The following is an 11,995-nucleotide window of genomic DNA, read 5'->3' as shown; positions in this document are numbered from 1 at the left end:
CCACCCAGCCCGACCTGCCCCGGGACCTGGACGTCCCCACACTCGAACTCGACGCGGCCGACGCGGACTTCGGGAACCTCGGCGACGGCGTGCCGACCGACGCCGAGCGTCTTCGGCCGCTGCGTCCCTCGCACCCGGCCTACGTGATCTACACCTCCGGTTCCACCGGCCGGCCCAAGGGCGTGGTGGTGGAGCACCGCTCGGTGGTGGACTACCTCGCCTGGACCACCGAGGCGTACCCCAGCTCCCGCGGGGCCGCCCTGGTGCACTCGCCGGTCTCCTTCGACCTCACGGTCACCACCCTGTACACGACGCTCGCGAGCGGGGGCTGTGTGCACCTGGCCGAGCTGGAGGAGGAGCCCGGCACCACGGCGCGGCTGGCCGGACGGCAGGTCACCTTCCTCAAGGCGACCCCGAGCCACCTGCCGCTGCTCGACGCGCTGCCCGAGGCCTACTCACCCAGCGAGGAACTGCTGCTGGGCGGTGAGGCCCTGGCCGGCGAGATGCTCACCCAGTGGCGCAGGGAACACCCGGACGCGGCCGTGCTCAACGTCTACGGTCCCACGGAGGCGACCGTCAACTGCGCCGAGCACCGCGTCGAACCGGGCGCCGAGCTGCCGCCGGGTCCGGTGCCGATCGGCCGGCCCCAGGGCAACGCCCGCCTCTACGTCCTGGACGAGGCGCTGCGGCCGGTGCCGCCCGGTGTGGTGGGGGAGCTGTACATCGCCGGCCGGGGCCTGGCGCGGGGCTACCTGGGCCGTCCGGGCCTGACCGCCGACCGGTTCGTGGCCGCCGTGCACGGAGCGCCGGGGGAGCGGATGTACCGCACCGGTGACCTGGCCAAGTGGCGCCCCGACGGTCTGCTGGAGTACGCGGGCCGGGCGGACGACCAGGTCAAGCTGCGCGGTTTCCGGATCGAACCCGGCGAGATCGAGGCCGCTCTGACCCGGCACCCGGACGTCTCCCGTGCCGTCGTCGTCGTACGCGAGGACCAGCCGGGCGAGCGCCGCCTGGTCGGATACGTGGTGCCCGCCGGTGGTGCCCGGCCGGACCCGGCCGCCCTCAGGGACCACCTCGCCGGACACGTGCCCGACTACATGGTCCCGGCCGCGGTCGTGGTGCTCGACGCGCTGCCGGTCAACCGGCACGGCAAGCTGGACCGGGCCGCGCTGCCCGCCCCCGACTTCCGGGTGGCGGTCACCAAGCAGGGACCGCGCACGCCGCGCGAGCAGGTGCTCTGCGACCTGTTCGCCGATCTCCTCGACCTGCCCGAGGTCGGGGTCGACGACAGCTTCTTCGATCTCGGCGGCGACAGCATCATCTCCATCCAGCTGGTCAGCCGCGCCCGCAAGGCGGGTCTCGTCATCACCCCGAGGGCGGTCTTCCAGCACAAGACCGTCGCGGCGCTGGCCGCCCACGCGAAGACCGTCGGCAGGCGGGTGAGCAGCGGAACGGACACCGGCGTCGGCTCCGTACCGCTCACGCCGATCATCCACCGCCTGCGCGAGCGCGGCGGACCCATCGGGAAGTACGCGCAGTCGGTCCTGCTGCAGGTCCCCGCGGACCTCGGCGCGGAGCCGCTGGAGCGGGCGCTGCAGAGCGTGCTCGACCACCACGACGCCCTGCGGACGCGGCTGACGCGTCCCGAGGGAGGCGGGGACTGGTCCCTCGACGTGCCGCCGCGCGGCACGGTGCGGGCCGCCGACTGCGTCACCCGGATCGACGTACGCGGCCTGGACGGCCAGGCGCTGACGGCCGTCATCGAGGCGGAGGGCGAGTCCGCGTGGGCCCGGCTCGCCCCCGAGGAGGGCCGGATGGTGCGGGCCGTGTGGTTCGACGCCGGCACCGAATCCTCCGGACGGCTGCTGCTGATCATCCATCACCTCGTCGTCGACGGTGTGTCCTGGCGGATCCTCGAGGGTGACCTCACCGCGGCCTGGGAGGCGGCCCGGGAGGGCCGGGACGCCGGGCTGCAGCCGGTCGGCACCTCCTTCCGCCGCTGGGCCGAGCACCTGGCCGCCTCGGCGCACGACGCCAAGCGGGTGGCGGAGGCCGGCCAGTGGTCGGAGATCCTCGGCCGCCCGGAGCCCCTGCTGAGCGACCGGCCCCTCGACCCGACACAGGACACCAACCGCACCATGGGCGGTCTGTGGCAGGTGATCTCCGAGGAGACGACCGAGCCGCTGCTCACCACGGTGCCGGCAGCCTTCAACGCCGGTGTCAACGACGTGCTGCTGACCGCGCTCGCACTGGCGGTCGCCGACTGGCGGCGGCAGCGCGGCGGAGGCGACGAGACGGCCGTGCTGGTGGACCTCGAGGGCCACGGGCGCGAGGAGTTCACCGACGGCGTGGACCTGTCCAGGACCGTCGGCTGGTTCTCGAGCATCCACCCCGTCCGGCTGGATCCCGGAGCCCTCGACCGCCAGCAGCTGCGGGACGGCGGAGCCGCGGTCGGCGAAGCGATCAAGCGCGTCAAGGAGCAGCTGCGCGGCATACCCGACAACGGGCTGGGCTTCGGGCTGCTGCGCTACCTCAACCTGGACACCAGGGCGGCACTGGCCGGCCATCCGCCGCGGCAGATCGGCTTCAACTACCTGGGCCGCTTCGACATGGCCGACGCGGCGCAGGCCGCGGACTGGGGACCCGCGCCGGAGAAGGCGCCGGGCTTCATGGACCCGGACGCCCCGATGCTGTACGCACTGTCGATCAACGCGATCACCGAGGACCACGCGGACGGCCCCCGTCTGCGCGTCGCCTGGGCCTGGCCCGGGGCCCTGTTCCGGGAGGACGACGTCCGGCAGCTGTCCGAGGCGTGGGAGCGGGCGTTGCGGGCCATGGTCGCCCATGTCCGGGGCGGCGGTGCGGTCGGTGGCCACACACCGTCCGACCTGACGCTGGTGTCGCTCAGCCAGCAGGAGATCGACGAACTCGAGAGCGAGATCGACGACGAGTTCGACGAGTTCGACGACGAGTGGGGATTGAGCCGGTGAAGAAGTCCGTGATCGAGGATGTACTGCCCCTGGGTCCGCTGCAGGAAGGCCTGTTCTTCCACGCGCTGTACGACGAGGACGGCGTGGACCCGTACACCGTGCAGAGCCTGTTCCACCTGCGCGGCGACATCGACGTCGACTCGCTGCGGGAGGCCGCCCGGGCCCTGCTGCGCAGGCACGGCGTCCTGCGTGCCGGCTTCCGGCAGCGCGGCGGCGAGCGTCCCGTGCAGGTCGTCCGGCGCGAGGTGCCCCTGCGCTGGACCGAGCACGACCTGTCCGGGCTGCCCGACGGCGAACGCGAGACGGAGCTGCGGCGCCTGGTGGACGAGGACCGCGTCCGGCGGTTCGACATGAACCGCCCGCCCCTGATGCGCTTCACGTTCGTCCGCTACGGCGCCGACGAGTACCGGCTGCTGGTCACCAAGCACCACATCCTGATGGACGGCTGGTCCTCGCCCATCGTGGTCCGTGACCTGTTCGAGCTGTACGTCAGCAAGGGGGACGCGTCCGGCCTGCCGCCCGTCACCCCGTACCGCGAGTACCTGGCCTGGCTGGGCAAGCAGGACCGTCCGGCCGCCGAGGCGGCCTGGCGGCAGGAGCTGGCCGGCCTGGCCGAGCCGACCCTGCTGGCCCCGCGCGACCCCGGGGCGCTGACCGGCGTCCCGGAGAGCTTCGAGGCGACGTTCTCCGAGGAGCTGACGGCGTCGCTCACCGCGCTGGCCCGCGGGCACGGCTGGACGCTCAACACCCTGGTGCAGGGCGTCTGGGGACTGCTCCTCGCGTCCCTGACCGGCCGGGACGACGTGGTGTTCGGCACCACCGTCTCCGGCCGGCCCCCCGAGATACCCGGTGTGGAGCACATGGTCGGGCTCTTCATCAACACCCTGCCGGTGCGGGTCGCCCTCGACCCCGCGGAGCCGCTGACCACCCTGTTCGACCGCCTGCACGACCAGCAGGTCCGGCTCATGGACCACCAGCACATCGGCCTGACGGACATCCAGGCCCTGGCCGGCCGGGGACCGCTGTTCGACACCCTGCTGCTGTTCGAGAACTACGCCGTCGACACGGCGGGCGTCGAGTCCACCCTCGCCGGCGCCAGTGTCACCGCGGGCTCCGGGCGCGACGCCACGCACTACCCGCTCACCCTCACCATGGCACCCGGCCCCCGGATGATGCTCAAGCTGGGCTACCGCCCCGACCTGTTCGACGAGGCGGAGGTACGGGACCTGGTCGCGCGGCTGACCCGGCTCTTCGAGGCGGTGGCCGCCGACCCCGGACAGCTGGTGGGCCGCGTGGACGACCAGCCGGCCGCCACGCGGCGGCAGATGCTGCCCGAATGGGACACCGGCGGCAGTGAGGCCCCCGCCACCGTCCTGCCCGCCATGTTCGAGGAGCAGGCGGCCCGCACCCCGGAGCGGACCGCCGTGCTGCACCACGGCACCTCGCTCACGTACGCCGAGCTCAACGCGCGGGCGAACCGGCTCGCGCACCTGCTGGTACGGCGCGGCGCCGGGCCCGGCCGGCTGGTGGCGCTGGCCCTGCCCCGCTCCGAGCGAATGATCGTCGCCCTCCTCGCCGTTCTCAAGGCCGGCGCGGGCTATCTGCCCATCGACCCCAAGTACCCGGCGGACCGGCTGCGCTACATCCTCCAGGACGCCGGCCCGGCGCTGGTGCTCACCGAGTCCTCCGTGGCGCAGCGGCTGCCGGCCGAACGGGAACTGCTGATCGAGCTGGACGACCCGGCCACCGCGGCGGCCTGCGAGGCCTGCCCGGACCGCGACGTCCTCGACACCGACCGCACGGCCCCGCTCTCGCCCGCCCACCTGGCGTACGTCATCTACACCTCCGGCTCCACCGGCCGCCCCAAGGGCGTGATGGTCACCCACGGGAACGTGGCGAACCTGGCGCTCTGGGCCCGGCACGGGATCGGCGTGGAACGGATGCGCCGGGTACTGCTGACGACGTCGCTCAACTTCGACGTCTCGGTGTTCGAGATGTTCGGCCCCCTGCTCTCCGGCGGCACCCTGGAGGTCCTCGACGACCTGCTCGCCCTGTCCTCCCGGCCGGCCGGCGACCCGCCCGGAACGCTGGTGAGCGCGGTCCCCTCGGCGCTCGCCCAGCTCATCTCCCAGGGTGATGTCCGGGTCAGCCCCGACACGGTCGTCCTCTGCGGGGAGCGGCTGAGCGCCCAGGCCGCGGCCGACATCCACCGGGCCCTGTCCCCCGAACGCCTCGCGAACGTCTACGGCCCGACCGAGGCGACCGTGTACGCGACCGAGTGGTCCACCGGGCGGCCCGTCGACGGCACGGCGCCCCCGATCGGCCGCCCGCTGAGCAACTACCGGGCCCTGGTGCTCGACCGCCGGCTCCGGCCGGTGGCCCCCGGGGACGAGGGCGAGCTCTACCTCGCCGGGGCGGGCGTGGCCCGCGGCTACCTGGGGCGCGCGGGCCTGACCTCCGAGCGGTTCGTCGCCGACCCCTACGGGCCGCCCGGCAGCAGGATGTACCGCACCGGTGACCTGGTGCGCCCGCGGGAGGACGGCGACCTCGACTACGTCGGCCGCACCGACGACCAGGTGAAGCTGCGCGGGTTCCGCATCGAACTGGGCGAGGTCGAGGCCGTGCTGGCCGACGACCCCGCCGTGGCCCACGCCGCGGCCGCCGTGCGCGACCACCAGGACGGCGACCGGCGCCTGGTGGGATACGTGGTCGCCGCGCCCGGCAAGCGGCCCGAACCCGCCCGGGTCCGGGCACGTACGGCCGACCGGCTGCCCGAGCACATGGTGCCCTCGGCCGTCGTCGTACTGGACGCGCTGCCGATGACCGCCAACGGCAAGCTGGACCGCAAGGCCCTGCCCGCCCCCGAGACGGCGACCGGTCCCGCCCGTGCGCCGCGCACTCCCCACGAGGAGATCCTCTGCGGCCTGTTCGCGGAGGTGCTCGGCGTCGACCGGGTCGGTCCGGACGACAGCTTCTTCGACCTGGGCGGCCACTCCCTGCTCGCCACCCGGCTGGTGTCCCGGGCGCGTGCCGCGCTCGGCGTGGAGCTGGCCATCCGTTCCCTGTTCGAGCGGCCGACGCCCGCCGCCCTGGCCGGGCTGCTGTCCGCCTCGGACGCGGGCCGCGGGCGCCCGGCGGCGCGCGAACGGCCCGCGGAACTGCCGCTGTCCTTCGCGCAGCAGCGCCTGTGGTTCCTGTACCGGATGGGCGACCACGGCGCCTACCACATCCCCACGGCCATCCGGTTGACGGGAACGGTGGACCTGGGGGCGATGCGGGCGGCGCTGGACGACGTGGTGGCCCGGCACGAGAGCCTGCGCACCGTCTTCCCGGAGGAGGGCGGCCGGCCGCGCCAGGCGGTCCTGCCCGACGCCGGAATGCCGTTCGAGCACGTGGAGGTGTCGCCGTCCGCGCTGCAGGAGCGGCTCGCGCGCGAAGTGGCGCGCCCCTTCGACCTGGCGCGCGACGTTCCCATCCGTGCCCACCTCTTCTCGCTCGGTGCCACCGAGCACGTGCTCGTCCTGAACGCGCACCACCTGGCCGCGGACGGCTGGTCGCTCGGCCCGCTGGCGCGGGACTTCTCCCTGGCCTACACCGCCCGGTGCCGGGGGCTGGCCCCCGACTGGCCGGAACTGCCGCTGCAGTACGCCGACTTCGTCCTGTGGCAGCGTCAGGTGCTCGGCGAGGAGCACGACCCCGGCAGCGCCGTGGCCCGGCAGGTCGAGTACTGGCGCGGGGCGCTGGAAGGCCTGCCCGAGGAGATACCGCTGCCGGTGGACCGGCCGCGGCCCGCGGAGCTCACCGGCCGCGGCGGCACGGTGGTCTTCACCCTGGACGCCGCCACCCACCGGAGCCTGGCCGCCCTCGCCCGGGAGACCCGCACCACGCTGTTCATGGTCCTCCAGGCAGGCATCGCCACACTGCTGCACCGGCTCGGCTCCGGCTCCGACATCCCCCTGGGCACGCCGATCGCCGGCCGCACCGACGACCTGCTCGACGACCTGATCGGCCTGTTCGTGAACACGCTGGTCCTGCGGACCGACGTCTCGGGCGACCCCGCCTTCCGGGAGCTGCTCGGCCGGATCCGCGAGCAGGACCTGGAGGCGTACGCGCACCAGGACCTGCCCTTCGAACGACTGGTGGAGGTGCTCAACCCCGAGCGGTCGCTGTCCCGGCACCCGCTCTTCCAGGTCATGTTCACCCTGCAGAACACCGGGGACAGCGAACTCGAGCTGCCGGGCCTCACGGTGGCCCCGCAACCGGTGGCGCTGGACGTCAGCAAGTTCGACCTGGGCTTCGAGCTCAGCGAGGAACTGACGGCGGACGGCGTGCAGGACGGCATCGACGGCGTCCTGCGCTACAACGCCGACCTGTTCGACCCGGACACGGCACAGTCGCTGGTGGACAGGCTCGTCCGCGTCCTGCACGGCGCCGTCATCGACCCCGACCAGCCCGTCAGCCGCATACCGGTGATGGACGCCGCCGAACGGCACCGGGTCCTCCACGACTGGAACGACACCGCACACGACGTGCCCGACGAAACCCTGGTCACCCTGCTCGAACGGCGGGCGGCACTCGTCCCCGAGCGGACCGCGCTGGTCTTCGAGGGCGAGAGCCTGACGTTCGCGGAGCTGAACGCGCGCGCCAACCGGCTGGCGCGGCTGCTGATGTCGCACGGCGCGGGACCGCAGCGGCTCGTGGCCGTGGCGCTGCCCCGGTCGTTCGATCTCGTCGTCGCGCTGCTCGCGGTGCTCAAGACGGGCGCCGCCTATGTGCCGCTGGACACCGGCTACCCCGCCGACCGGCTCGCCTACATGCTGGACGACTCCCGGCCCGTGCTCGTGCTGACCGGCGGCGACGCCACCGGCGCCCTCGGGAGCCCGCCGCCGTGCCCGGTCCTGGTCCTGGACGGCGACGACGTGCGCGACACGCTGCCCGGGCTGCCGGACGGCGACCTCACGGCGGCCGAGCGGGGGGCGGAACTCGTCCCGGGCCTGCCCGCGTACGTCATCTACACCTCCGGTTCCACCGGCCGCCCCAAGGGCGTCGTCGTGGAGCACGCCGGCATCGTCAACCGCCTGCTGTGGATGCAGGACCGGTACCACCTGACGGCACAGGACCGCGTCCTGCAGAAGACCCCGGCCGGGTTCGACGTGTCCGTCTGGGAGTTCTTCTGGCCGCTGATCGAGGGGGCGACCCTCGTCGTGGCCCGGCCGGACGGCCACAAGGACCCCGAGTACCTGGCCGACCTGATCCGCGCGGAACGTGTCACCACGGCCCACTTCGTCCCCTCGATGCTGCGGGTCTTCCTGCGTGACGAGGCGAACCTGCGCGACACCCCCCTGCGGCAGGTGATGTGCAGCGGCGAAGCGCTGCCGCGCGAGCTGGCCGAGCGCTTCCTGAGCCTGTGCGACGCCGAGCTGCACAACCTCTACGGCCCGACCGAGGCGTCGGTGGACGTCACCCACTGGCAGTGCGCCGACGACGGCACGGACCGGCCGGTGCCGATCGGCCGGCCGGTGTGGAACACCAGCCTGTACGTGCTGGACGAGCACCTGCGGCCCGTACCGCCGGGCGTGCCGGGCGACCTGTACCTCGCCGGCGTCCAGCTCGCCCGGGGCTACCTCGGCCGGCCGGAGCTGACCGCGCGGACCTTCGTCGCGGACCCGTTCGCCGCCGACGGCACGCGCATGTACCGCACCGGCGACGTCGCGCGCCGGCGCCCGGACGGCGTGCTCGAGTACCTCGGCCGTGCCGACGACCAGGTCAAGCTGCGCGGCTTCCGGATCGAACTCGGCGAGATCGAGGCCGTGATCGACCGGGACGAGCGGGTGGCACGCAGCGCCGTGGTACTCCGCGAGGACCGGCCGGGCGACCCGTGGCTCGTCGCCTACGTGGTGCCGGCGGCCGACGCCCGGCCGGACATCGCCGAGCTGCGGACCCGGCTCGACGAGGCCGTCCCGGACTACATGGTCCCGGCCGCCTTCGTGACGCTCGAGGCCCTTCCGCTCACCCCGAACGGAAAACTCGACCGCAGGGCCCTGCCCGCGCCGGAACACCCCACGACGGCAGGCCAGGGCCGGTCCGCCCAGTCACCCCGCGAGGAGATCCTGCGCGGCATCTTCGCGGACGTCCTCGGACTGCCCTCGGTGGGAGTGGACGACAACTTCTTCGACCTCGGCGGTCACTCGCTGCTCATCGCGCAGGTGGCCGAGCGGGCGCGGCGGGAGTTCGGCGTCGACATCGGCATCCGTACGGTGCTGCGGGCCCCCACCGCGTCGGCACTCGCCGAGCGTCTGTACGAGCTCGACGAGGGCGACGACCTGGACGCAGTGCTCCCCGTGTGGCCGCACGGCTCGCTGCCGCCGCTGTTCTGCGTCCACCCGGGGACCGGCCTGAGCTGGCCGTACTCGACGCTCATTCCCGAGATCAGCCGTGACCGGCCGATCTACGCCTTCCAGGCGGCCGGTCTGCGCCAGGGTGAGGCGCTGCCGGAGAGCATCGAGGAGGTCGTCGACGACTACCTGCGCCGCATCCGCGAGATCCAGCCGCACGGTCCGTACCACCTGCTGGGCTGGTCGCTCGGCGGAGCCCTCGCCCAGGCCATCGCGGCCCGCCTGCAGCATCAGGGCGAGGAAGTGGCCCTGGTGTGCAGTCTCGACGGCTACCCGATGGAGGCGGTCGCGGTGAGCGTCGAGCCGTGGAGCAGGCAGCGCTTCCTGTCGGACCTGCTGCAGACGGCGGGTCTGCGCGCGCCGCACGACGGCCCGCTGGACGGCGAGGAGGTGATGGCCGCCCTGCGTGCCGACGGCTCGCCCTTCGGCTCCATGTCGCTGGAGCAACTGGAGAGCCTGTTCCGGGTGTTCAGGAACTTCGCGGTGATCGGTGACCGTTTCACCCCGGAGCGGTTCAGCGGTGACCTCCTCCTCTTCCGCGCCGCCAGGACCGCCGACGAGCTCGGCGTGTCCCCGCGGTCCTGGGACAAGTACGTGGACGGCACGGTGGAGGTCCACGACGTCGACTGCGGCCACGGCTCGATCACCCAGCCCGAGGCCATGGCCGTCATCGGCCCCGTGCTCCGGGCGAGGCTGGAAGACCCCTCCTGACCCGGCGGCCGGACCGCCCGGCGCCGTGCGAGACCGACCACCGTGCGTACAACCGAGCAATGACGAACCAAGGAGAGAGATTCGCCATGAGCAACCCCTTCGAGAACGAGGACGGCCGCTTCCTGGTGCTGGTCAACGACGAGGCCCAGCACTCCCTGTGGCCCTCCTTCGCCGAGGTGCCGGCCGGATGGACCGTCGCCCACGGTGAGGACACCCGCCAGGCCTGCCTGGACTACGTCGAGACGCACTGGACCGACATGCGGCCCAAGAGCCTGGTCGAGGCGATGGACGCCGCCGCCTCCTGAACAACCCGCGGCCGCGTGCCGCCCCCGGGCGGGCCGCGGCGCCCGCCCACCCGCGCACCTCGCGGACGGCCGGGTCGCCGAACGGCGACCCGGCCCAGTGCCACGACAGTCCCACTTCACCACCCCGAGGACGGACAGCCATGCCTGACTCCCAGACCACTCGGCTGCCGCTGACCGCTGCCCAGTCGGGCATGTGGTATGCCCAGCGGCTCGACCCGGACAACCCGATCTACAACGGCGGGCAGTACTGGGAGATCGACGGCCAGCTCGACCCCGACGTCTTCGAACAGGCGCTGCGCCAGGTGATCCGTGAGACCGACGCGCTGCGCACACGGTTCGTCGAGGACCGGGACGGTCTGTGGCAGCTGGTGGAGGAGAACCCGCGCCGGGTGGTGCAGTACCTCGACGTCAGCCGGGAGGACGACCCCCGGGCCGCCGCCGAGGAGTGGATGTGGGCCGACCTCACCCGGCCGATCGACCTGGCAGCGGCGGCCCCGGCCGACCTGTCCGCCTTCGCGCTGATCGAGCTGCGGACCGACCACTTCCTCTGGTACCACCGCTGCCACCACATCCTGCTGGACGGGTACGGCAGCGCGCTCGTCGCCCGCAGGGTGGCCGAGGTCTACACGGCACTCGCCGGCGGCGCCGCGGCCGCGCCGAACGACTGGCGGCCGCTCGGCGAACTGGTCCGGGCCGACCAGGAGTACCGTGCCTCCGACCGCCACGCGCAGGACCGCGCGTACTGGCAGGCCCAGCTGGACGACCGGCCCGCGGTGCGCACCCTGGCCGGCCGGACCGCCCCGATGCCACGGCGTCTCGTGCGGGCCACCGCGCACCTGTCACCCGAGGTCACCGCACGCCTGCGCGACACGGCCGCCCGCGCCGGGGTGCCGTGGCCGCCCGTACTCACCGCCACCTTCGCCGCCTACCTGCAGAACCTCACCGGCGGCGAGGACGTCGTCGTCGGACTGCCGGTCACGGCCCGGGTCGGCCAGACCGCGCGTGCCACGCCCGGCATGGTCTCCAACGTGCTTCCGGTTCGTCTGCGCGTGAGCGCGGACATGACCTTCACCGAGCTGCTCACCCAGGTGTCCTCGCGGATGCGGGCGGCGCTGAGGCACCAGCGGTACCGGTACGAGGACATGCGGCGCGACGCCGGCCTGATGGGTGAGGACGAGCAACTCGTGGGCCCGCAGGTCAACATCATGCTGTTCGGCGAGAGGCCCTCGTTCGCCGGGTTCACCGCCACCGCGCACACCCTCAACCTGGGTCCCGTGCAGGACCTGTCGGCGGTCTTCCAGGACCAGGGCGAGGGCCGGCCCCTGCGCGTCGACTTCGAAGCCAGCCCCGGCCTGTACACCGAGGACCGGCTCGCCCTGGACCAGCAGCGGTTCCTCGCGTTCGTCGACCGGCTCACCGCCGGCGGCGACGATCCGCCGCTCGGCGCGGTCGACGCCATGCTGCCGGGAGAACGCGACCGCCTGCTGGAGCGCGGCGCCGGTGCCGCCCCCGGCACGCCTCCCGACCGCACCCTCGCGGAGTTGTTCGAGGAGCAGGTGGTGCGGGGTGGGGATCGTGTGGCGGTGGTGTGTGG

At 73.4% G+C, this 11,995-nt stretch carries 4 protein-coding genes and 1 pseudogene; all 5 read left to right on the top strand.

Translation table 11 applies throughout. From position 1 onward, the window contains the following. A pseudogene (locus tag IE177_RS35940) lies at window positions 1-1,412 on the top strand (non-ribosomal peptide synthetase); the annotation flags it as partial. 27 nt (window positions 1,413-1,439) lie between these two features. Further along, window positions 1,440-2,990: a condensation domain-containing protein gene (locus IE177_RS35935; protein ID WP_506005068.1), complete on the top strand. Its 1,551-nt coding sequence runs from the start codon at window positions 1,440-1,442 to the stop codon at window positions 2,988-2,990. Between the two features lie 8 nt (window positions 2,991-2,998). Then, window positions 2,999-10,096 carry a non-ribosomal peptide synthetase gene (locus IE177_RS34430; RefSeq protein WP_229816412.1) on the top strand — a complete coding sequence of 2,366 codons (7,098 nt, stop codon included), beginning with the start codon at window positions 2,999-3,001 and terminating at the stop codon, window positions 10,094-10,096. Window positions 10,097-10,182: 86 nt separating this feature from the next. Continuing rightward, window positions 10,183-10,401, top strand: a complete 219-nt coding sequence (locus IE177_RS34425; protein ID WP_190019425.1) for an MbtH family protein — start codon at window positions 10,183-10,185, stop codon at window positions 10,399-10,401. Window positions 10,402-10,541: 140 nt separating this feature from the next. Next, window positions 10,542-11,995, top strand: a 1,454-nt coding sequence (locus IE177_RS34420) for a condensation domain-containing protein (protein WP_229816411.1), incomplete at its 3' end; no start/stop codon positions are given.

It is taken from the genome of Streptomyces lucensis JCM 4490 (assembly GCF_014650035.1).
Lineage (GTDB): Bacteria > Actinomycetota > Actinomycetes > Streptomycetales > Streptomycetaceae > Streptomyces > Streptomyces lucensis.
The sequence above is the reverse complement of the archived record's forward strand: the minus strand, read 5'-3'. Positions and strand labels throughout refer to the sequence as shown.

Excerpts from the sequence above, each read along its gene's own strand:
- IE177_RS34425 (WP_190019425.1), top strand. The coding sequence starts at position 10,183 with ATGAGCAACCCCTTCGAGAACGAGGACGGCCGCTTCCTGGTGCTGGTC.